This is a genomic window from Mycobacterium sp. E2989 (assembly GCF_001667595.1).
Taxonomy (GTDB): Bacteria; Actinomycetota; Actinomycetes; order Mycobacteriales; family Mycobacteriaceae; genus Mycobacterium.
Window position 1 is genome coordinate 22,692 of record NZ_LZJX01000104.1, and the last position, 21,712, is coordinate 44,403.

25 protein-coding genes are annotated in these 21,712 nt (G+C 68.8%); 18 read left to right on the forward strand and 7 right to left on the reverse strand.

From position 1 onward, the window contains the following. Positions 1-12: 12 nt before the first annotated feature. From A5680_RS17650 to A5680_RS17670, 6 genes are all read left to right on the forward strand, one after another. A complete protein-coding gene (locus tag A5680_RS17650; RefSeq protein ID WP_067821617.1) occupies positions 13-855 on the forward strand; it encodes a thioesterase family protein in 843 nt (280 codons plus the stop codon). Positions 856-882: 27 nt separating this feature from the next. Then, the gene (gene proC, locus A5680_RS17655) at positions 883-1,758 is read left to right on the forward strand and encodes a pyrroline-5-carboxylate reductase (protein WP_197285988.1); all 876 of its coding nucleotides are present in this window, start codon (positions 883-885) and stop codon (positions 1,756-1,758) included. 140 nt (positions 1,759-1,898) lie between these two features. Next, the gene (locus tag A5680_RS17660) at positions 1,899-2,153 is read left to right on the forward strand and encodes a cell division/environmental response transcriptional regulator (protein ID WP_046185670.1); all 255 of its coding nucleotides are present in this window, start codon (positions 1,899-1,901) and stop codon (positions 2,151-2,153) included. A gap of 147 nt (positions 2,154-2,300) precedes the next feature. Beyond that, positions 2,301-2,402 carry a 30S ribosomal protein bS22 gene (locus A5680_RS25370; RefSeq protein ID WP_003402602.1) on the forward strand — a complete coding sequence of 34 codons (102 nt, stop codon included), beginning with the start codon at positions 2,301-2,303 and terminating at the stop codon, positions 2,400-2,402. A 53-nt stretch (positions 2,403-2,455) separates the two neighbouring features. Then, positions 2,456-3,583, forward strand: coding sequence for an SDR family oxidoreductase (locus A5680_RS17665; protein ID WP_067821620.1), 1,128 nt, complete (start codon positions 2,456-2,458; stop codon positions 3,581-3,583). Next, positions 3,565-4,653, forward strand: a complete 1,089-nt coding sequence (locus A5680_RS17670; RefSeq protein ID WP_156349652.1) for a lysophospholipid acyltransferase family protein — start codon at positions 3,565-3,567, stop codon at positions 4,651-4,653. The genes A5680_RS17665 and A5680_RS17670 overlap by 19 nt, the downstream gene beginning before the upstream one ends. A gap of 95 nt (positions 4,654-4,748) precedes the next feature. Here the strand turns inward: A5680_RS17670 and A5680_RS17675 are convergent, their stop codons facing one another. The 5 genes from A5680_RS17675 to A5680_RS17695 form a co-directional block, all read right to left on the reverse strand. Continuing rightward, positions 4,749-5,678, reverse strand: coding sequence for a cyclopropane mycolic acid synthase family methyltransferase (locus tag A5680_RS17675; protein ID WP_067821623.1), 930 nt, complete (start codon positions 5,676-5,678; stop codon positions 4,749-4,751). A gap of 10 nt (positions 5,679-5,688) precedes the next feature. After that, positions 5,689-6,201, reverse strand: coding sequence for a MaoC family dehydratase N-terminal domain-containing protein (locus tag A5680_RS17680; RefSeq protein WP_067821626.1), 513 nt, complete (start codon positions 6,199-6,201; stop codon positions 5,689-5,691). A gap of 45 nt (positions 6,202-6,246) precedes the next feature. After that, positions 6,247-7,152: an HAD family phosphatase gene (locus A5680_RS17685; protein ID WP_055404570.1), complete on the reverse strand. Its 906-nt coding sequence runs from the start codon at positions 7,150-7,152 to the stop codon at positions 6,247-6,249. A 180-nt stretch (positions 7,153-7,332) separates the two neighbouring features. Further along, a complete protein-coding gene (locus tag A5680_RS17690) occupies positions 7,333-7,623 on the reverse strand; it encodes a WXG100 family type VII secretion target (RefSeq protein ID WP_067821873.1) in 291 nt (96 codons plus the stop codon). Beyond that, positions 7,616-7,924, reverse strand: a complete 309-nt coding sequence (locus A5680_RS17695; protein ID WP_067821629.1) for a WXG100 family type VII secretion target — start codon at positions 7,922-7,924, stop codon at positions 7,616-7,618. The genes A5680_RS17690 and A5680_RS17695 overlap by 8 nt, the downstream gene beginning before the upstream one ends. Before the next feature lie 59 nt (positions 7,925-7,983). Between A5680_RS17695 and A5680_RS17700 the strand changes: the two genes are divergently transcribed. The 7 genes from A5680_RS17700 to A5680_RS17730 all read left to right on the forward strand — a co-directional run bounded on the left by A5680_RS17700 (position 7,984) and on the right by A5680_RS17730 (position 14,189). Beyond that, entirely contained in the window at positions 7,984-8,253 is a 270-nt protein-coding gene (locus A5680_RS17700; RefSeq protein WP_055404572.1) for a glutaredoxin family protein, read from the forward strand. A gap of 102 nt (positions 8,254-8,355) precedes the next feature. After that, the gene (locus A5680_RS17705) at positions 8,356-9,732 is read left to right on the forward strand and encodes a glutamyl-tRNA reductase (RefSeq protein ID WP_067821631.1); all 1,377 of its coding nucleotides are present in this window, start codon (positions 8,356-8,358) and stop codon (positions 9,730-9,732) included. Between the two features lie 13 nt (positions 9,733-9,745). Then, a complete protein-coding gene (hemC, locus tag A5680_RS17710) occupies positions 9,746-10,690 on the forward strand; it encodes a hydroxymethylbilane synthase (RefSeq protein ID WP_055404582.1) in 945 nt (314 codons plus the stop codon). Positions 10,691-10,713: 23 nt separating this feature from the next. Next, entirely contained in the window at positions 10,714-12,369 is a 1,656-nt protein-coding gene (locus tag A5680_RS17715; RefSeq protein WP_055404574.1) for a uroporphyrinogen-III synthase, read from the forward strand. 26 nt (positions 12,370-12,395) lie between these two features. Then, the gene (gene hemB, locus A5680_RS17720; protein ID WP_082970409.1) at positions 12,396-13,376 is read left to right on the forward strand and encodes a porphobilinogen synthase; all 981 of its coding nucleotides are present in this window, start codon (positions 12,396-12,398) and stop codon (positions 13,374-13,376) included. 13 nt (positions 13,377-13,389) lie between these two features. Next, entirely contained in the window at positions 13,390-13,929 is a 540-nt protein-coding gene (locus tag A5680_RS17725) for a DUF3093 domain-containing protein (RefSeq protein WP_067821880.1), read from the forward strand. After that, positions 13,926-14,189: a hypothetical protein gene (locus A5680_RS17730; protein WP_067821633.1), complete on the forward strand. Its 264-nt coding sequence runs from the start codon at positions 13,926-13,928 to the stop codon at positions 14,187-14,189. The genes A5680_RS17725 and A5680_RS17730 overlap by 4 nt, the downstream gene beginning before the upstream one ends. Here the strand turns inward: A5680_RS17730 and A5680_RS17735 are convergent. Then, positions 14,176-14,604 (reverse strand): STAS domain-containing protein, encoded by a 429-nt coding sequence (locus A5680_RS17735; RefSeq protein ID WP_067821883.1) that lies wholly within the window; start codon positions 14,602-14,604, stop codon positions 14,176-14,178. The genes A5680_RS17730 and A5680_RS17735 overlap by 14 nt on opposite strands. Before the next feature lie 317 nt (positions 14,605-14,921). Here A5680_RS17735 and A5680_RS17740 point away from each other — a divergent pair, with 317 nt between their 5' ends. Continuing rightward, positions 14,922-16,160 (forward strand): acyltransferase, encoded by a 1,239-nt coding sequence (locus A5680_RS17740; protein WP_055404576.1) that lies wholly within the window; start codon positions 14,922-14,924, stop codon positions 16,158-16,160. An 84-nt stretch (positions 16,161-16,244) separates the two neighbouring features. Then, positions 16,245-16,931, forward strand: a complete 687-nt coding sequence (locus A5680_RS17745; protein ID WP_055404577.1) for a GDSL lipase — start codon at positions 16,245-16,247, stop codon at positions 16,929-16,931. Positions 16,932-17,173: 242 nt separating this feature from the next. Here A5680_RS17745 and A5680_RS17750 read toward each other — a convergent pair whose 3' ends face one another. Further along, positions 17,174-18,037, reverse strand: coding sequence for an alpha/beta hydrolase (locus A5680_RS17750; protein ID WP_369827675.1), 864 nt, complete (start codon positions 18,035-18,037; stop codon positions 17,174-17,176). A gap of 365 nt (positions 18,038-18,402) precedes the next feature. On the opposite strand from A5680_RS17750, the gene A5680_RS17755 reads away from it, so the two are divergent. From A5680_RS17755 to A5680_RS17765, 3 genes are read left to right on the forward strand one after another with little or no spacing between them, the layout of a single operon-like run. Further along, positions 18,403-19,551: an LLM class flavin-dependent oxidoreductase gene (locus A5680_RS17755; RefSeq protein WP_055404579.1), complete on the forward strand. Its 1,149-nt coding sequence runs from the start codon at positions 18,403-18,405 to the stop codon at positions 19,549-19,551. Between the two features lie 4 nt (positions 19,552-19,555). After that, positions 19,556-20,911, forward strand: coding sequence for an MFS transporter (locus A5680_RS17760; protein ID WP_067821639.1), 1,356 nt, complete (start codon positions 19,556-19,558; stop codon positions 20,909-20,911). Positions 20,912-20,966: 55 nt separating this feature from the next. Beyond that, complete coding sequence (locus A5680_RS17765) at positions 20,967-21,707, forward strand: class I SAM-dependent methyltransferase (RefSeq protein WP_156349653.1); 741 nt, start codon at positions 20,967-20,969, stop codon at positions 21,705-21,707. Positions 21,708-21,712 lie beyond the last annotated feature (5 nt).

Below are 21,712 nucleotides of genomic sequence, written 5' to 3' on the forward strand. Positions count from 1 at the left end.
ATCCAGGAGACCATGAACGCGTTATTCACCACCGCGATGGCATTGCGGGAGGTTGACCCCGGCGTCTTTGAAGGCGAGCTCAACAAGCACTGGACCATCGGCCCGAAGGTGTACGGCGGCGCGATGCTGGCGCTGTGCGCCAACGCCGCCCGCAGCGCCTGCGGCGGACCGTCGGCCGGCTTCGAGGCGGCCCAGCAGCCGGTCGCGGTGTCGGCGAGCTTCCTGTGGGCCCCCGACCCGGGGCCGATGCGGCTGGTGACCTCGATCCGCAAGCGTGGCCGGCGGATCAGCGTGGTCGACGTCGAGCTCACCCAGGGCGACCGCACCGCGGTGCACGCCGTGGTCAACCTCGGTGAGCCGGAGCACTTTCCGCCCGACGGTGACGCCAAGCCGTTGCTGTCGGCCAACCCGGTGGTGGGCCTGATGGCGCCTGAGCCGCCCGACGACGTCGCGCCGATCGGGCCCGGCCACCCGCTGGCCGGCCTGGTGCACCTCGGCGAGGGCTGCGACGTGCGACCGGTGTTGTCGACGCTCGGGCCGACGGCCGACGGGGGACCGCCGGTGATCCAGATGTGGGCGCGCCCCCGGGGCGTGGCGCCGGACGCGCTGTTCGCGTTGATGTGCGGAGACCTGTCCGCGCCGGTGACCTTCGCGGTGGAGCGCACCGGCTGGGCGCCCACCGTCCAGCTGAGCGCCTTCCTGCGCGGCTTGCCCGCCGACGGGTGGCTCCGGATCATCGCGACCTGCACCGAAATCGGTCATGACTGGTTCGACGAGGACCACACCGTCGTCGACAGTCTGGGCCGCCTCGTCGTGCAGGCCCGCCAACTGGCGCTGGTCCCTGCCGCCGGGTAGCCGCCGGTGTCTGCGATGCTGTCGGGCATGGCAAGAATCGCGATCATCGGTGGCGGCAGCATCGGGGAGGCACTGCTGTCGGGTCTGCTGCGCGCGGGACGGCAGGTCAAAGACCTGGTGGTGGCCGAGCGGGTTCCGGAGCGCGCCGAGTATCTGGCAGCCACCTATTCGGTGCTGATCACCTCGGTGGCCGACGCGGTGGAGAACGCGTCCTTCGTCGTGGTGGCGGTGAAGCCGGGCGATGTCGAGCCGGTGATGGCGGAGCTGGCCAAGGCGGCCGCCGCGGCCGAGACCGACAGCGCCGAGCAGGTGTTCGTCACCGTCGCGGCCGGAATCGGCCTCTCGTACTTCGAGTCGAAGCTGCCCGCCGGGACGCCGGTGGTGCGCGCCATGCCCAACGCGGCGGCGTTGGTCGGCGCGGGGGTGACCGCCCTGGCCAAGGGCCGGTTCGTCACCGTCCCGCAGCTCGAGGGGGTCTCGGCCCTGTTCGACTCCGTCGGCGGCGTGCTGACCGTGCCGGAAGCCCAGATGGACGCGGTGACCGCGCTTTCCGGGTCGGGCCCGGCCTATTTCTTCTTGATGGTCGAGGCCCTGGTGGACGCCGGGGTGGCCGCCGGTCTGAGCCGCGAGGTGGCCACCGACCTGACCGCGCAGACCATGGCCGGGTCGGCGGCCATGCTGCTGGAACGGATGGACGCCGAGCGGCGACCTGCCGAGGGGGAGGCGCCGGGGTTGCGGGTGGACGCCACCGCGACCCAGCTGCGGGCCACCATCACCTCACCCGGGGGAACCACCGCCGCCGGGCTGCGCGAACTGGAACGGGGCGGCCTGCGGGCGGCCGTGGATGCGGCGGTTCAGGCCGCCAAAATGCGCTCTGAGCAGCTAAGAATTACATCGGAGTAATCCAAGATTTTTGAACTGATTGTCCCCCACCAGTACCAGTAACCCCATTAGTCCCGCTATTCTCCTCTTTGTATGCACGTGTGGGTGCCAGCGGAGGGGAAGCCGCTGGCATTGCGGGTGCCTGACACGATTGGGTTGCGATGACGTCTACGAACGGGCCATCGGCGCGCGATTCTGCTGGTAAGCGGGACACCGGTTCCGGCGAGGGCCAGCAGGGCAGGACACAGTTCTTGACCGTCGCCGAGGTGGCGGCGTTGATGCGGGTCTCCAAGATGACGGTGTACCGGCTGGTGCACAACGGCGAGCTGCCCGCGGTCCGCGTCGGGCGGTCTTTCCGCGTGCACGCCAAGGCGGTGCACGACATGTTGGAGACGTCCTACTTCGACGCGGGCTGAGACGAAACCGGCCGCCCGCTGACTGCGCGCGGCCGGCCATGCGCTCCGCTGCGGACGCCGACGCCGGTTTGGTGTTCGGTGCGTCCCGCCGGGTAAAGTGTCCGGGTCAATCGGAGCAAGCAGGTCACGGGTCAGATAGCGGAGTTCATGGGTTCAGTAATCAAGAAGCGGCGCAAGCGCATGTCGAAGAAGAAGCACCGCAAGTTGTTGCGCCGCACCCGGGTGCAGCGCAGAAAACTCGGTAAGTAGGGCCCGCCCGCGGCGTCCTGCTGCGGTCTCTGAAGAGTCGATAGGCTGTTTGGGTGGATCAGTCGAGTGGGGATGGCGCCGGAACCGGCGGCACCGCGAGCAACACGGTGCATTACCCCAAGGTTGTGCTGGTCACCGGGGCGTGCCGGTTCCTGGGCGGCTACCTGACCGCTCGGCTCGCGCAGAATCCGATGATCAACGCGGTCATCGCGGTGGACGCGATCGCGCCCAGCAAAGACATGCTGCGCCGGATGGGCCGCGCGGAGTTCGTTCGGGCCGACATCCGTAATCCCTTCATAGCCAAGGTGATTCGCAACGGCGATGTCGACACGGTGGTACACGCGGCGGCCGCCTCGTACGCGCCCCGCTCCGGCGGCACCGCGGCGCTGAAGGAAATCAACGTGATGGGCGCGATGCAGCTGTTCGCGGCCTGTCAGAAGGCGCCTTCCGTGCGCCGCGTCGTGCTCAAGTCGACGTCGGAGGTGTATGGCTCCAGCGCGCACGATCCGGTGATGTTCACCGAGGACAGCACCAGTCGTCGGCCCCTGCGCGGCGGCTTCGCCAAGGACAGCCTCGACATCGAGGCCTACGCCCGCGGCCTGGGGCGGCGCCGGCCCGACATCGCCGTGACGATCCTTCGCTTGGCTAACATGATCGGGCCGGCGATGGACACCACGCTGTCGCGCTACCTGGCCGGGCCGCTGGTGCCCACGATGTTCGGCCGCGACGCGCGGCTGCAGTTGCTGCACGAGCAGGATGCGTTGGGCGCGCTGGAGCGCGCGGCGATGGCCGGCAAGGCCGGCACCTTCAACGTCGGCGCCGAGGGCATCATCATGCTGTCGCAGGCGATCCGCCGGGCTGGCCGTATTCCGTTGCCAGTGCCCGGTTTTGGCGTCTGGGCGCTGGATTCACTGAGACGGGCTAACCGTTACAACGAGATCAGCCGCGACCAATTCGCCTACCTGAGTTACGGCCGGGTCATGGACACCACCCGGATGCGGACGGAACTCGGCTACCAGCCGAAATGGACGACGGCCGAGGCGTTCGACGACTACGTCCGCGGCCGTGGCATGACTCCCATTATCGACCCGCATCGGGTACGCTCCTTGGAAAGTCGCGCCATATCCTTAGCCCAGCGCTGGGGTAGCCGAAATCCAAGTTCGTGGGGTGGGGTCAGGTAGGAATCGTGGCGGGTGAAACCAGAGCGAATGTCATTCCACTGCACACGAATCGGGGTCGGGTAGCGGCGCGTCGGAGATCCGATCAGCGCGCGGAGTCGGCTGGCCAGCATCCTTCCTTGCTTTCGGACCCGCACGGTAGGGCGTCGGCGGAAGAGATCGCCGCCGTCGTTCGCGAGATCGACGAGCACCGCCGCGGCACGGGCGCCGGCTCGGCCGACGTACCCCTCAACGAACTCGCGCAGCGGGTCGCCGCGGTGGCCGGCTTCCTGCGGCAGCGGATCACGGGCGACTACAGCGTCGACGAGTTCGGCTTCGATCCGCACTTCAACAGCGCGATCGTCCGGCCGTTGCTCCGGTTCTTCTTCCGGTCGTGGTTCCGGGTCGAGGTCAGCGGCGTCGAGAACCTGCCCAGTGAGGGGGCCGCGTTGGTGGTGGCCAACCACGCCGGCGTGCTGCCGTTCGACGGCCTGATGCTGTCGGTGGCGGTTCATGACGAGCATCCCGCGCAGCGGGACCTGCGGCTGCTCGCCGCCGACATGGTGTTCGACCTGCCCGTGGTGGGCGAAGCCGCCCGCAAGGCGGGCCACACCATGGCCTGCACCACCGACGCGCACCGGCTGCTCGCCGCCGGCGAACTGACCGCCGTGTTCCCCGAGGGCTACAAGGGACTGGGCAAGCGCTTCGAGGACCGCTACCGGCTGCAGCGCTTCGGCCGAGGTGGCTTCGTCACGGCGGCGCTGCGCACCAAGGCGCCCATCATCCCGTGCTCCATCATCGGTTCGGAAGAGATCTACCCGATGCTGACCGATGTGAAGCTGCTGGCCAGACTGTTCGGCCTGCCGTATTTCCCGATCACGCCGCTGTTCCCACTGGCGGGGCCGGCGGGCCTGGTCCCGCTGCCCTCGAAGTGGCGCATCGCGTTCGGCGAGCCGATCTACACCAGCGACTACGCCGCCTCCGACGCCGACGACCCGATGGTCACCTTCGAGGTGACCGACCAGGTTCGCGAGACCATCCAGCAGACGCTGTACCGGTTGCTCGCCGGCAGGCGCAACATCTTCTTCGGCTGAGCTTCGTTTCCCGGCCCGGCCCGTTTCGCTTTCCGGGCTTCGCCGACGCGAAAACGCCCCGGAGCCAACGGCTTCCGGGGCGTTTGTCGCTCGAACTATTTGACCATCGTGAATTGGCAGACGTTCGTGTAGCCGTCGCGGAACAGGTCCGAGCAGCCCCGCAGGTACTTCAGGTAGATGTCGTAGGTCTCCTGGCCCTTCAGGGCGATCGCCTCTTCCTTGTGCGCCTCGAGGGCATCGCCCCAGGCCGTCAGCGTCGGCACGTAGTTCTTGCCGATGAAGTGGTGTCGCTCGATCTTGAAGCCCGCGTCCGTCGCGTACTTGTCGACCAGGTCGACCTGGGGCAGCTTTCCGCCCGGGTAGATCTCCTTGAGGATGAAGCTGATGAACCGCAGCAGGGTCATGTTCACCTGCAGGCCCATCTTCTTGCCCTCTTCGGCGCTGGGCACCACGATCGAGTGCAGCAGCATGCGGCCGTCGTCGGGCAGCAGGTCGTAGTACTTCTTGAAGAAGGTGGCGTACCGCTCGTATCCCGCGTCACCGGCGCCGTCGGCGAAGTGCTCGAACGCTCCCAGCGACACGATGCGGTCGATAGGTACGTCGCCGGGGAATTCCTCCCAGCCCTGGATCCGCACCTCCTTGCGGCGCGGGCTGTCCATCTTCTCGAACTCGGCCACGCAATGGGCGTACTGGTTTTCGCTGAGCGTCAGGCCGATGACGTTGACGTCGTACTCGTCGACGGCGTGCCGCATCGTCGAACCCCACCCGGAGCCGATGTCGAGCAGCGTCATGCCCGGTTCCAGGTTGAGCTTGTCGAGGGCGAGCTTGCGCTTGGCGTACTGCGCCTCTTCGAGCGTCTTGGTCAGGTTTTGCGGGTCCGGATTCTCGTCGAAGTAACCGCAGCTGTACGTCATCGACGGGTCAAGCCAAAGCTTGAAGAATTCGTTTGATTTGTCGTAGTGCGACCGAACCTTCTCGACCGGCGGCTTCAGTTGGGTGCTGCCCGTTTCCCCCTGTGACGTCATGGATTCGAACCTACTTTCCCGCTGAGATTGACGCGACTGCCGCGACGGTGGCTTCGTGGTCGGCTTCGTGGTGGGCGGCTTCTCCCAGCATCGTGACTGTACTGGTGATCACCGGTTTGCCCTCGGCGTCCGTGACCTCGCTGCGGATCTCGGTGATCACGGCGCCATGGGACTCAATGACCGAGTCTAGATAAGTGTCGAAGTAAAGCCTATCCCCGGCGACGATCGGCCGGTGGAACTTGAATTTCTGGTCGCGGTGCATGACCCGCGCGATGTTGATCGGGATGCTGAACTTGGTGAAGATCTCCAGCTGCACGCGCCGACCCGCGATGGCGAGGAATGTGGGCGGGGCGACCAGCCCGTCGTACCCGGCCGTGGTGGCGTCGGCCTCGTTGAAGTGCGTCGGATGGTCGTTGCTGATGGCGAGCGCGAACTCCCGGATCTTCTCGCGGCCGACGAGGAAGTAATCCGGCGCCCGGTAATGGCTGCCGATGAGCCCTTCGGCTCCCTTGGGGATTGTCATACCGCTGTCGCTCTCCGCTCGAATAGGTCTCAGCGGCGCAGCCTATCAGCGCGATTGCCGCCGGGATGCCACCGCGGCCAGTGCGCCACCGGCCGCCCCCAACGCCAGCGCCGACGGCACCCCGATCCGCGCGGCCTTGCGGGCGGTGCGAAAATCGCGGATCTCCCAACCGCGTTCGCGCGCCAGGGTGCGCAGGCGCGCGTCGGGGTTGATCGCGACGGCGGTGCCCACCAGCGAGAGCATCGGCACGTCGTTGAAGCTGTCGGAGTACGCCGTGCAGCGCTTGAGGTTGAGCCCCTCCCGGATGGCCAGCGATCGCACGGCGTGCGCCTTGCCGGTGCCGTGCAGGATCTCGCCGACGAGCCGGCCGGTGAACACGCCGTCGACCGACTCCGCGACGGTGCCCAGGGCGCCGGTCAGGCCGAGCCGCCGCGCGATGGTCGCCGCGAGTTCGTACGGGGTGGCGGTGATCAGCCAGACCTGCTGGCCGGCGTCGAGGTGCATCTGCGTGAGTTCGCGGGTGCCGGGCCAGATCTTGTCGGCGATGATCTCGTCGTAGATCTCCTCACCCAGGGCCACCAGCTGCTCGACCGATCGGCCCTCGATGAAGGCGAGCGCTTTGCGGCGGCCGGCGGCGACGTCGTTGCTGTTCTCCTTGCCGAGGACCTGGAATTTGGCCTGGGCATAGATGAAGCCGAGCACGTCGCGATAGGTGAAGTAGTTCCGCGCCGCGAGCCCGCGACCGAAGTGCACCGCCGAGGAGCCCTGCACCAGGGTGTTGTCGACGTCGAAGAAGGCGGCCGCGGTCAGGTCGATCGGCGGCTGCGGGCGGTCCTCGCCGGCGGTCTCGGCCTGCAGGCCCTCCAGCGCGCGGGCGGCGCTGGCGTCGGCGGCCAGCGATTCCAAGTCGGCGCGACTGACGTCGCCGTTGACCGGGTCAGAGGAAGTCATCGCCAAACCTCCTAGATCGCTGTGTTGCCTGGCGACCCAGTGGGTCCCGGTACTCAACCCTATCCGGCGGGGGGTGGGGGAGGCGCAGCCGAAGGCGCCGAGCGGAGTCTCTTTGCACTCAGTCGCGGAGGTGCGCGATGGTCGACAAACCGGTCCTCACACGCCAGCGGCGCCATGTGCTCACGACCATATGCCGAGATTCGTCGACATCGCGCCCGTGTAGTTGCCGTGCGCGGTCGTGGCCACCTTCTCGAGTTGCGCCAGCGCCTCGCGCATCATCGCCTCGCCGCGCACCCAGTGCTGGTGCGCCTCGGCGTGGGCCGCTGCGGCCTCGCCCGTCCACACGGCGTGCAAATGCGTTACCCGCGAATCGATTTCGGCGATCATGTCCTCGGCGTAGCGCTGAAAGCCCGCCATCCGCTGCACCGCATCGGCCAACGCCTGCGGATCCACCCGAAACGCCTCAGCCACCACGCACCGCCCGCTCCGCTTGGGCCGACCGGGCCTCGTTACCCGCATACGCACCGCCGGCCTCGCCCACCAGGTGCGCCAGCATCGACAACCCGTGCTCCACTTCGCGGGCGCCCCGATGCCACAGCTCCCACGCCGCCCCGTACGCGGTGCCCGACGCGCCCTGCCAGCCGCCCAACAACCGTCCCACCTGATCGTCCAGCTGGGCGAGCTGGCCCGAAAGTTGCTCGGCCGCACTGCTGAGCGATGTGGCGGCGCCCCGCATCACCGCGGGATCAACCCGCACTGTCGCCTCGGCCATGAGCGGAACATAACGCCTGGTAAATAGGCCCACAAGTCACCGATGCCAGACTGGTGCCCATGACCGAAGCGACCGGCCGCCCGCGGGTGGAACTCCTGACCCGCGACGGCTGCACCATCTGCGAGCGGGTGCATGCCCGGCTGGGCGAACTGGCGGCCGAGCTGGGCTTCGAGCTCTCCACCACCGACGTCGACGCCGCCGCGGCGGCGGGCAACCCGGCGCTGCGGGCGGAGTTCGGCGACCGGCTGCCCGTGATCCTGCTCGACGGCCGCGAGCACAGCTACTGGGATATCGACGAGGCGCGGCTGCGCGCGGATCTCGGGAGATGAGGGCCACCGGGCAATTATTTGGTAGCCCACCTGTTAAACGATTACCGTGGAAACCAGTTCAATTACTGGAGAAAGCAAGGGAGCTGGCCAGGTGATGCTGCCGTGAGCGTCTTGCTTTTCGGGGTTTCGCACCGCAGTGCGCCGGTCTCCGTCCTGGAACAGCTCACCATCGACGAATCCGATCAGGGCAAGATCGTCGACCGGGTGCTGCAGTCGCCGCTGGTGACCGAGGCGATGGTGCTCTCGACGTGCAACCGGGTCGAGGTCTACGCCGTGGTGGACGCGTTCCACGGCGGGTTGGCCGCGATCGGGCAGGTGCTGTCGGATCACTCCGGAATGTCGATGGGGGACCTGACCAAATACGCGTACGTCCGCTACAGCGAGGCCGCCGTCGAGCACCTGTTCGCGGTGGCCAGCGGGCTGGACTCGGCCGTGGTGGGTGAGCAGCAGGTGCTCGGCCAGGTGCGCCGCGCGTACGCCACCGCGGAAACCAATCGCACCGTCGGCCGGGTGCTGCACGAACTGGCCCAGCGGGCGCTTTCGGTGGGCAAGCGGGTGCACTCCGAGACCGCCATCGACGCCGCCGGCGCCTCGGTGGTGTCGGTCGCCCTCGACATGGCCGAGCGCCGGCTGGGCGGCCTGGAGGGCAAGACCGCCGCGCTGGTCGGCGCCGGCGCGATGGGCGCCCTGGCCGCGGCCCACCTGACCCGGGCCGGCATCCGGCACGTGCACGTGCTGAACCGGTCGTCGTCCCGGGCGCAGCGGCTGGCCCGCAAGATCCGCGAATCGGGTGTGCAGGCCGACGCGATGTCACTCGACCGCTTGGCCGAGGCGGTGGCGGACGCCGACGTCATGGTCAGCTGCACCGGCGCGGTGAGCCCGGTGGTCACCCTCGCCGACGTGCACCACGCGCTGGCCGCCGCGCGCCGCGACGAGTCGACGCGTCCGCTGGTGATCTGCGACCTGGGCATGCCGCGCGACGTCGACCCCGCGGTCGCGGGCTTGCCGGGGGTGTGGGTGGTCGACGTGGATCGCGTGCAGCACGAGCCGTCGGCGCACGCCGCCGCCTCCGATGTGCACGCCGCGCGCCACATCGTGGCGGCCGAACTCGCCGCCTACCTGGCGGGGCAGCGGATGGCCGAGGTCACCCCGACCGTGACCGCGCTGCGCCAGCGCGCCGCCGACGTGGTGGAGGCGGAACTGCTGCGGCTGGACAACCGGCTGCCCGGCCTGGAAAGCGCCCAGCGCGAGGAGGTGGCGCGCACCGTGCGACGGGTGGTGGACAAGCTGCTGCACGCGCCCACCGTGCGGATCAAACAACTCGCCAGCGCCCCGGGCGGCGACAGCTACGCCGAGGCGTTGCGCGAACTCTTCGAACTCGACCAGACCGCCATTGACTCGGTGGCCGCCGTCGCCGCGGGCGAATTGCCCGTTGTGTCAACGGGATTCGACGCCGGAACCCAAGAAGTGGCCGAGTAGCCGATTGGCGAACGTGATCCGGATAGGCACCCGGGGCAGCCTCTTGGCCACCACCCAGGCCGGCGTGGTCAGGGACGCCTTGATCGCCAACGGCCACCCCGCGGAGTTGGTGATCATCACCACCGCCGGTGACCGCTCGTCGGCGCCCATCGAGACCCTGGGCGTCGGGGCCTTCACGACCGCGCTGCGCGAGGCCATCGACGACGGCCGGGTGGACGCCGCGGTGCACTCGCACAAGGATTTGCCGACGGCGGACGACCCGCGGTTCACCATCGCGGCGATACCGCCGCGCAACGACCCGCGCGACGTGGTCGTGGCCCGCGACGGGCTGGTGCTCGGGGAGTTGCCGCCGGGTTCGCTGGTGGGCACGTCGTCCCCGCGCAGGGCGGCGCAGCTTAGAGCATTGGGTCTCGGTTTGGAAATCCGCCCCCTACGAGGCAACCTAGATACCAGGTTGAACAGGGTAAGCAGTGGTGATCTTGACGCGATCGTGGTGGCTCGGGCCGGACTGGCCCGGCTCGGTCGCCTCGACGATGTCACCGAGACGCTAGAGCCGGTGCAGATGTTGCCAGCACCGGCTCAGGGCGCGCTCGCCGTCGAATGCCGCGCCGGTGACGATCTGGCGGCGGTGCTGGCGGAGTTGGACGACGCCGACACGCGCGCGTCGGTCACCGCGGAGCGAGCCCTGCTGGCCGAACTGGAGGCCGGTTGTTCCGCACCGGTGGGCGCGATCGCCGAGGTGGTCGAGTCCATCGATGAGGACGGCCGGGTCTTCGACGAGCTGTCGCTGCGCGGTTGCGTGGCGGCGCTGGACGGGTCCGACGTGATCCGCGCATCCGGGATCGGCTCCGCCGACCGGGCGCGAGAGCTGGGGGTCTCGGTCGCCGCAGAGTTGTTCGAACTCGGCGCCCGAGAACTCATGGCCGAGGCGCGGCAGGACCCTGCACGAGGAAATTAATTGCGAGTGACGTGGGAGCGACAATGACGACGCGAGGGCGTAAGCCGAGACCCGGCCGCATCACGTACGTGGGTTCCGGGCCCGGCGATCCGGGACTCTTGACCACCCGGGCCGCCACGGTTTTGGCGAACGCCGCCCTGGTGTTCACCGACCCCGACGTGCCGGAGGCGGTGCTGGCGCTGATCGGCAAGGACCTGCCACCGGTTTCCGGCCCGGCACCCGCCGATGCCCCGGCCGGCAACAGTGACGCCGCCACCGGCCCGGACCAACCCGCGGTGATATCGGCCGGCCCCGATGTGCGTCCGGCCCTCGGCGAGCCCGCCGAGGTGGCCAAGACGCTGACCGCCGAGGCCCGCGCCGGCGCCGATGTGGTGCGGCTGGTGGCCGGCGACCCGCTGACGGTCGACGCGGTCATCACCGAGGTGAACGCCGTCGCGCGCAGCCACCTGCACCTCGAGATCGTGCCCGGCCTGGCCCCCACCGGCGCCGTGCCCACCTACGCGGGGCTCCCGCTGGGCTCGTCGCACACCGTCGCCGACGTGCGCGACCCACACGTCGATTGGGACGCTCTGGCCGCGGCGCCCGGCCCGCTGATCCTGCAGGCCACCACCTCGCATCTGGCCGACGCCGCGCGCACCCTCATCGAGCACGAGCTGGCCGAGACCACCCCGTGCGTGGTGACCGCGCACGGCACCACCTGCCAGCAGCGGTCGATCGAGACGACGCTGGGCGGTCTGACCGACTCCGCCGTGCTGGGCGGGACGGACCCGGCCGGCCCGCTGACCGGGCCGCTGGTGGTGACCATCGGTAAGACGGTGGCCAGCCGGGCGAAGCTGAACTGGTGGGAGAGCCGGGCCCTGTACGGCTGGACCGTGCTGGTGCCGCGCACCAAGGACCAGGCCGGCGAGATGAGCGAGCGGCTGACGTCCTACGGCGCGCTGCCGATCGAGGTGCCGACCATCGCCGTCGAGCCGCCGCGCAGCCCCGCTCAGATGGAGCGGGCCGTCAAGGGCTTGGTCGACGGCCGGTTCCAATGGGTGGTCTTCACCTCCACCAACGCGGTGCGCGCGGTGTGGGAGAAGTTCGGCGAGTTCGGTCTGGACGCGCGCGCGTTCTCGGGCGTGAAGATCGCCTGTGTGGGCGAGTCGACGGCCGACCGGGTTCGCGCGTTCGGCATCAGCCCCGAGCTGGTGCCCGCCGGCGAGCAGTCGTCGCTGGGTCTGCTGGACGACTTCCCGCCCTACGACAGCATTTTCGACCCGGTGAACCGGGTCCTGTTGCCGCGGGCCGACATCGCCACCGAGACGCTGGCCGAGGGGCTGCGCGAACGCGGTTGGGAGATCGAGGATGTCACGGCCTACCGGACCGTGCGGGCCGCGCCGCCGCCGGCGGAGACGCGGGAGATGATCAAGACCGGCGGTTTCGACGCCGTGTGCTTCACCTCCAGCTCCACGGTGCGCAACCTGGTCGGCATCGCCGGCAAGCCGCACGCACGGACGATCATCGCCTGCATCGGTCCCAAGACCGCCGAGACCGCGGCCGAGTTCGGTTTGCGGGTGGACGTCCAGCCGGAGACGGCCGCCGTCGGTCCGCTGGTCGACGCGCTGGCCGAACACGCCGCGCGGTTGCGCGCCGAGGGCGCGCTGCCGCCACCGCGCAAGAAGAGCCGCAGGCGCTAGTGGGTCGCCGCAAAAGGAGCTAGCCAATGGCTTATCCGCGGCAGCGCCCGCGCCGGCTGCGCTCCACCCCCGCGATGCGTCGCTTGGTGGCGCAGACGTCTTTGGAGCCAAGGCATTTGGTGCTGCCGATGTTCGTCGCCGACGGTATATCGGAATCGCGACCCATCCCTTCCATGCCCGGCGTCGTGCAGCACACCCGCGATTCGCTGCGCAGCGCCGCCGCCGATGCCGTCACCGCCGGGGTGGGCGGGCTGATGCTGTTCGGTGTGCCCCGAGACGAGGACAAGGACTCGACCGGGTCGGCCGGCACCGACCCCGACGGCATCCTCAACCTCGCGCTGCGGGACTTGGCCAAGGATCTCGGCGACGCGACGGTCCTGATGGCCGACACCTGCCTGGACGAGTTCACCGATCACGGCCACTGCGGCGTGCTGGACGCCAGGGGCCGGGTGGACAACGACGCCACGTTGGCCCGGTACGTGAAACTCGCTGTGGCACAAGCGGAATCGGGCGCACACGTGGTGGGGCCGAGCGGCATGATGGACGGCCAGGTGGCGGCGATACGCGACGGCCTGGACGCCGCGGGCTACACCGACGTCGTGATCCTGGCCTACGCCGCGAAATTCGCGTCGGCGTTCTACGGGCCGTTCCGCGAGGCGGTCAGTTCCAGCCTGTCCGGGGACCGGCGCACCTACCAGCAGGAGCCGGGCAACTTCCGCGAGGCGCTCCGCGAGATCCGGCTGGATCTCGACGAAGGCGCGGACATCCTGATGGTCAAACCCGCACTGGGTTACCTCGACGTGGTGGCCGCCGCGGCGGACGTCTCGCCCGTGCCGGTGGCCGCCTATCAGGTATCCGGCGAGTACGCCATGATTTGCGCTGCGGCCGCGAATAATTGGATCGACGAACGCGTCGCGGCGCTCGAGTCGTTGACGAGCATTCGCCGCGCCGGAGCCGATATCGTGCTGACGTACTGGGCCGCGGACGTGGCCGGTTGGCTTTCGTGAGATGGGGCTTGCGATGACTACAGGCAGGGACGTCGAACCCAAGCCGTTGTTCCACGAATCGGGCGCCAGCTGGATATGGGTGCTGTGGGGTCCGGTGGCCGCGGGCGCGATGATCCTGATCGAGGTCTGGAGCGGCGCCCCGGTGTCGTTCCTGATTCCGGTGATCTTCCTGGTGCTGGTGTCGGGGTTCGTCGGGTTGCAGGTGAAGGCGGCACGCATCCACGTCTCGGTGGAGCTCACCGAGGACGCCCTGCGCCAGGGCACCGAAACCATCCTGGTGCGCGAGATCCTCAAGGTCTATCCCGAACCCGAGAACCACGAGGCCTCCGGCAAGGAGCTGGCGCGGTGGCAGTCGGCGCGCGCCCTCGGCGAATTGGTCGGGGTGCCCCGCGGCCGGATCGGCATCGGTCTCAAGCTGACCGGGGATCGCTACGCGCAGGCGTGGGCGCGTCGACACCGCGAGCTGCGGGCGGCGCTGACCCCGCTGGTTCAGGAGCGGGTGGAACCGGCCGGATCCGACATCGCCGACGACGACGCCGGCACCGAACAGTGAGCACCCGTTCCTGGAGCACCAGGGCCGTGATCGAACTGGCGGCCGCCTGTGCGGCGCTGGCGGGCGCCGCGGTGAGCTGGTTTCGTTCGCACCACACGGTGGCGGTCGCCCCGATCGCCGACGGGCAGCCGTTCACCACGTCGTTGGTGTACGACCCGCAGTTGCTGTTGTTGACCCTGCTGCTGCTGACCAGCGCGGGGGTGCTGGCGGTGGTCGGGACCGCCAGGCAGCGCCGTACGCGGCGCGCTAAGACGTCTTGATCAGCGGCAAAGCCAACCGGCGGCGCGTGGCGATGGCGTCGGCCACGTCGTGCAGCGCCTCGTGCACCGATAGCGCGTAGGGGAAATCGCCGTCGTCACCCAGGAGCTCGGCGACCGCGGGGCTCGCGACCAGGGTCCACTGCACGCCTTCCGCGCGGCAATCCTCGTCGAAGCTTTGCAAGAGCGAAAGGCCCGCCGGAGCAAATTGGCTCACCTCGCCCATGTCGAGCACCACGTGGTCCTCGCCGAGGATGAAACGCCGAATGTGGTCGCCGACCTGTTCGGCATTGACGGCGTCGATTTCACCCCGAATCGTCACCACGGTCGCCAGCTGGCGGCGGTGGGCCCGGACCCAGGCGCCGCCGCAGCGGAAGATGCCGTTTTGCTCGCGCGTCAGGATGTCGGCGATCGTCATGAACACCCCTCGCTCTCCGTGGCGTTCGCTATGTCTCCCGACGCTAATCCGCAAGGTTAAGGAGGGGGAAAGCCGCACCTAACGGTTCGGTAAGAAGCGATTTTCGCCGCCATTTTCGCGGTCCCCGAGCAAACCTGTGGCGTGGGAAATCCTCGCCGAAAGACCGCGTGCCACACCACAACCGTCCGCGCGTCGGGGCTATCGCGCTGCTAGGCTGCCAGGGCTACCGGTTGCGCGGCGGGGGCGGTGAAACCGCGTGGTCGCCCGGTGGGCCGAGTTGGCAGGCGAACGGCAGAGTCCAGGCAGAAAGAGCATTTGTGCGCGGCGCAGAGATCAGGGGAGAGATCAAGGCCCTGACGGGACTGCGCATCATCGCCGCGCTGTGGGTCGTGCTGTTCCATTTCCGGCCGATGCTGGGCGACGTGGGGCCCGATTTCCGTGACGCCCTGGCCCCGGTGCTCAACTGCGGCGCCCAGGGCGTCGACCTGTTCTTCATCCTCAGCGGATTCGTGCTGACGTGGAACTACCTCGAGAAGATGGGCCGGTCCTGGTCGACGCGCGCGACACTGCACTTCCTGTGGCTGCGCCTGGCCCGGGTGTGGCCGGTATACCTGGTCACCCTGCACCTCGCCGCGCTGTGGGTGATCTTCACCCTGCACGTCGGCCACGTGCCTTCGCCCGACGCCGCCGGGCTCACCGCCATGAGCTACGTCCGCCAGATCCTGCTGGTGCAGCTGTGGTTCGTGCCGTTCTTCGACGATTCCAGCTGGGACGGGCCGGCCTGGTCGATCAGTGCCGAGTGGCTGGCCTACCTGCTGTTCGGCTTCCTGGTGCTGGTGATCCTGCGGATGAAGCAGGCGACCCGGGCGCGCAGCCTGATGGTGCTGGCCTTCGCGGCGGCGTTGCCGCCGGTGGTCATGCTGCTGGCCAGCGGCCACTTCTACACGCCCTGGAGCTGGCTGCCCCGCATCGTCACGCAGTTCACCGCCGGCGCGCTGGCCTGCGCCGCCGTGCGCCGGCTGCGATTGACCGACCGCGGCCGCCGCGTCGCCGGGTACCTGTCGCTGCTCGTGCTGGCCGCGATGGTGGGCATCCTGTATTGGTTTGACGCGCACCCGATCTCGGGTGTGGTGGAGAACGACAGCGGCGGGGTGGTTGACATCCTGTTCATCCCGCTGGTGATCACGCTGGCGATCGGCGTGGGCAGCCTGCCGCGGGTGCTCTCAACGCGGTTGATGGTCTACGGCGGGCAGATCTCGTTCTGCCTGTACATGGTTCACGAGCTGGTGCACACCGCCTGGGGATGGTCGGTCGAGCAGTTCGAGCTGCGGCCGCAGGACAATCCGTGGAAATGGAATGTCATTGGGCTGCTTGCCATCGCGGTGGTCATCTCGGTGCTGATGTATCACTTTGTCGAAGAGCCCGCCCGCCGTTGGATGCGCAAAATGGTCGACGTCAAAGCCGTCACCGCGAGAAGCGAGCCCGACGAGCCGCCGAGCGGCAAGGTGCATCCGATCGACCGTTCGCGGGAAGCGATTTCGGCCCGCGCGGTGTGACGGACGCCGCGGCGCCCAGGCGCAAGCCGGATAATCGATGACAATGCAGTGGCACATGACGATGCCGTGGGAGGGGAGGTAGTAGTGAGTCGTCTGGCCACTTTCGTCATCGGCCTGGCGTTTCTGGTGGGCGTCGGCATCGCCTATCCGGCCCAGGTGCGTACGTACGACACCTTGACGCTGGATTTCCGGTTGAATCACCTCGCCGTCATCGGGGACTCCTACACCACCGGCACCGGCGAGGGCGGGATCGGGCCGAGGTCATGGCCCGCGAGGGCCTGGGACGGGCTCGCCGCGCGGGGCGAACGGATTTCGGCCGACGTCGCGGCCGAGGGCAGGGCCGGCTACGGCATGCCGGGTGACCACGGCAGCGTCTTCGAGGACCTGACCGGCAGGGCCGTCCAGGGCGACGACGTGCTGGTGGTGTTCTTCGGCTCCCGCAACGACGAGACCGTCGATCCGTTCGTGGTCGGCCAAAGGGCCCGCAGCACATTCGATTTGGCCCGGCGGCTGGCGCCGTCCGCACGGTTCCTGGTGATCGGGCCGCCGTGGCCGACCGCCGATGTGCCCCTGCCCATGCTGCAGGTGCGCGACGCGCTCTTCGGCGCGGCCGCGTCCGTGGGGGCGACGTGGGTGGACCCGATCGCCGAGCATTGGTTCGTCGGCAGGCCCGATCTGATCGGCGCGGACGGCGTGCACCCGAACGACGCGGGGCATCAATACATGGCGGACAAGATCGCGCCGCTGATCCGTACGCAGCTGTCGATCTGACCCTGGGGCGGTTCAGTCCTCGGCGTGGCGCTCGTAGTCCCATCGCTCGAGGCGGGCTTGCAAGTTCAGCAAGCCGAAACCGGCGACGGGAGTGGCGGCTGCAATGCAGACCAGCAGCAGCTGAGTCATCCCCGAAACCTCCCAAAACCCTTCCCTAGTATGACGTTCCTCGGCGACCAGAAGTTCATTTCCGCTCGCGCACACGCCGACGAGTTCGGGCGAATTTTCGTCATCGCTTCTCCCTAGGTCGCCATCCAGACGAGTTCGCCGGGCAACTGGAGCCGCCAGTAGACCATGTCGTGGCCGCCGATCGTGAAGCTGCCCGCGGGCGGCGTCTTCAGCTGGTTCACGAATTGCCGGGTGGCGGGATAGAACCGATCGAAGGTGCCGCAATCCACGCGCAGCGGAATCTGCGACAGCGCCGGCACACCCAGCACGCTGTTCTTCGTCCAGTCGTCTTCGCTGTCGAACGCCTTCGGGGCGGTTTCGGCGAACGAGGTGTACAAGGCCGGGCTGATGGCGCAGATCCCCGCGGTCCGCGCCGGCCCGAGCCGGGCGCCCAGGTGCAGCGCCCCATAGCCGCCCATCGACCAGCCCAGGAAACCCACCCGCGAGGTGTCGAAACCCATCGACGAGAGCATCGGCAACAACTCGTCGAGCACCATCGCACCGGAGTCGGTGCCGTCGGCCCGCTTGTGCCAGTAGGAATCGCTGCCGCCGTCGACGCCCACCACCGCGAACGGCGGCTTGCCGTCCTTGACCAGCTGGGCCAGGCCCTTCTCGACACCGCAGTCGAGCATCATGTTCGCGTCGCCGTCCTTGCCGTGCAGCGCGATCACCGGGCGCAGCATGCCGGTTTGCCCCGGCGGCAACGCGATCACGTAATTCGTCTTCACCCCCCCGCGGGCGGCCGAGACGAACGAACCGGTGATCCTGGTCGGCAGGTTGCTGCTCGCCGCCGATGGCTCGAACGGCGCGGGAGCCTGCGGCAACGTCGCGGCCACCGGTCTGACCGGATCGAGCAGGGCACTCAAGGCGAACACGCCAGCGGCGCCCAGGCCGGTGCCGGCTCCCCGCAGCACCGCCCGGCGTGTCAGCTCAGGCATGATCGCAATGATGCCGCGCTGAGTGCGCATTGCCGCCCGAGCCAGGCTGAAATGGAAGCATTGTGTGACCTGGCGTGACCGATCGGTCTCCAACCGGTTACCTGCGCGACCGTGCTAGGGGCCGTTCCGTCGGCCCGGCTGCCCGACTGCACCGCGATTTCCGGCCGTATCCCTCTCTGCCACAACGGAAGACGAGCCGATTCGCGGCCGGAGGGCGGGCGCCCGATCCACCTGCCGGACCGCCTTCCGGCCACCCCGCACACGGCCCGGGTGGGATGCAATCTCGACGGTTTCAACCCTCCCGCGCCGGGCGCGATTTGCGCAGGATGGATCCTCGTGTCGCGTCGTCTGAAAGAGGATCGAGGATGAGTCTGGCGTTCCATTGGTTTTTGCCGACCTACGGTGATTCCCGGAACCTGGTGGCCGGCGGGCACGGCACGCCGATGTCCGGCGACCGGCCCGCCACGCTGAAGTACTTGCATCAGATCTGTGCGGCCGCCGAGGACAACGGCTTCGAGGCGGTGCTCACGCCGACCGGATTGTGGTGCGAGGACGCCTGGTTGACGACCGCGATGCTGGTCGAGGCCACCGAGACGCTGAAGTTCCTGGTCGCGTTCCGGCCCGGGCTGCTGAGCCCCACCCTGGCCGCCCAGATGGCCGGAACGTTCCAGCGGCACTCGGGCGGGCGGCTGTTGCTCAACGTCGTCACCGGCGGCGAACCGCACGAGCAGCGGGCCTACGGGGATTACCTGGACAAGGAGGCGCGCTACGCGCGCACCGCCGAGTTCCTGCACGTGGTGCGCCAGCTGTGGACCTCACCGGAGCCGGTCACCTTCGCCGGTGAACACATTCGCATCGAGGGCGCGCAGCTGAACAACCCGCCCGACCCCATACCGGCGGTGTTCTTCGGCGGATCGTCGGCCTCCGCCGGCCCAGTCGCCGCCAAGCACTCGGACGTGTACCTCACCTGGGGCGAGCCGCTCGCTGCGGTCGCGCAGAAGCTCGACTGGATCCGTGGACTGGCCGTCGACGCCGGCCGAATCCTGCAGTACGGCTTGCGAATTCACGTGATCAGCCGCGACACCGCCGAGCAGGCCTGGGCCGAGGCCGACCGGTTGCTGGCCGCCGTCGACCCGGCCGACGTCGAGCGGGTGCAGGCCAGCCTGGCGCGCAGCGAGTCGGAGGGGCAGCGCCGCATGCTGGACTTGCACGGCGGCAACAGCGGCCGGCTGCTGGTCGCGCCCAACCTGTGGGCCGGTGTGGGCCTGGTGCGCGGGGGAGCGGGCACCGCGCTGGTCGGGTCGCACGCCGAGGTCGCCGAGCGGCTGGCCGAATACGCCAAACTCGGCATCAACCACTTCATCCTGTCGGGCTATCCGCACCTGGAAGAGGCCTACTGGTTCGGCGAGGGCGTCCTGCCACTGCTCGAGCGGATGGGCCTGTGGCGTCATCCCAACCGGCGCCAGTCCCATCCGGTATCGGCGACGCCGTTCGCGGTCGCCTCGGCCCACTAACGCCATGGCGGCTACCTTGCCGGCGCCCGCGACCGGCGCGGGTCTGGACGCGATCGCCGGCCCGGTCGACGAATCCGCTGCGCAGCAACGCCATCGCCTGCGGGTCGTCGTCGCGGCCAGCCTGGTGGGCACCACCGTCGAGTGGTACGACTTCTTCCTCTACGCGACCGCTGCGGGCCTGGTGTTCAACAAGGTCTTCTTTCCCAGCGAGAGCTCGCTGGTCGGCACGCTGCTGGCGTTCGCGACGTTCGCCGTCGGGTTCGTCATGCGGCCGGTCGGCGGGCTGGTGTTCGGCCACATCGGGGACCGGATCGGCCGCAAGCGCAGCCTGGCGCTGACCATGCTCATCATGGGCATCGCCACGGCGCTGATCGGGGTGTTGCCGACCGCCGCCCAGATCGGGGTGTGGGCGCCGCTGCTGCTGCTGGCGTTGCGGATCCTGCAGGGTTTCGCCCTCGGTGGCGAGTGGGCGGGCGCCGTGTTGCTCGCCGTGGAGCACAGCCCCGCGGGCCGGCGTGGACGCTTCGGGGCGATTCCCCAGATTGGCCTGGCGCTCGGGTTGGCTTTGGGCACAGGCATATTCGCCTTCCTGCAAATCGCCCTGGGCCCGGCACGCTTCCTCTCCTACGGCTGGCGCATCGGTTTTCTGCTCAGCCTGGTGCTGGTGGTGATCGGCGTCGTGGTGCGGTTGCGGGTCGAGGAGACCCCGGCCTTCCGCGAGCTGCGCGACCTGGAGGCCACCGCCACCGTGCCCGTGCGTGAGATCGTCCGTGAGCCCCGGTCACGGCGAAACACCGTGCTGGGCTTGCTGTCTCGCTGGGCCGAAGGCTCGGCGTTCAACACCTGGGGCGTGTTCGCCATCAGCTACGCCACCGGGGCCCTGGGCTTCAACCGGGTGTCGGTCCTGGTGGTGGTGACCGCCGCGGCCCTGCTGATGGCGGTCCTGCTGCCGGTGTCCGGCGCGCTGACCGACCGATTCGGCGCGCGCCGGGTGTATCTGACCGGCGTCGCCTGCTACGGCGTCGCGGCGTTTCCCGCCTTCGCGCTGTTCGGCACGCGGAATTTGGTCTGGTTCGGCGTGGCGCTGATCATCGTGTTCGGCGTGGTGCATGCGCTGTTCTACGGGGCGCAGGGCACGTTGTACTCGTCGCTGTATCCCACCAGCACCCGCTACACCGGGCTGTCGTTCGTCTACCAGTTCTCCGGCATCTACGCCTCCGGTGTCACCCCGATGATCATGACCGCGCTCATCGCGGCGCTCGGCGGCGCCCCGTGGCTGGCGTGCGGCTACCTGGTAGCGACGGCCGCCATCAGCGTGCTCGCCACGGCGCTGATCCGCGACCAAGACCTGCACCTCTGAGCCGTCCGCGCAGTAGTCTCGTTCGCAGTCGTCAGGCGCGAGGAAGCGAGAAGACATGACGGACGCGAACGTCGCCGGTTTCGAACCGCTGTACGACGAGGCGGAACACACCGACCGGCGGATCCCCTGGGACATCGGCGGCCCGCAGCCGGCCGTTCAGCAGTTGGTGGCCTACGGCGGGATCCGCGGCGAGGTGCTCGACCCGGGTACCGGCCCGGGCTATCACGCCATTCACTTTGCGGCGCATGGGTATTCGGCAACCGGGATCGACGATTCGCCGTCGGCCATCGAGCGCGCCAAGCGCAACGCCGAGCGCGCCGGGGTCCAGGTCGATTTCCAGGTGGCCGACGCCACCAAGCTCGACGGCTTCGAGGGCCGATTCGACACGGTGGTGGACAGCGCGTTCTATCACGTCTTCCTCAACGACGGGGTTGTCCAGACGCGGTACGCCCAGGCGTTGCACCGGGCCACCAAACCCGGGGCGCGGCTGTACATGTTCGAGTTCAGCCCCCACAACGTCAACGGCCTGCAGTGGACGGCCGTCCCCGCCGACAACTTCGAGCGGGTGTTCGGCGCCAACGGGTGGCGCATCGACTACCTGGGCAGCACGACCTACCAAGCCCGCTTCCTCAAGGAGACGTTCGACGCGATGAAGACGTTCGCGTCCGAGCAGCAGGGCGAGATCCTGGAGCGGATGCGGCCGCTGGTGCACCGGCTGGGCGTCATCGACCCACTGCTGGAAGACCACCGGGTGCACCTGCCGGTGTGGTCCGTGGTGGCCACCCGCCTGGACTGACCGCG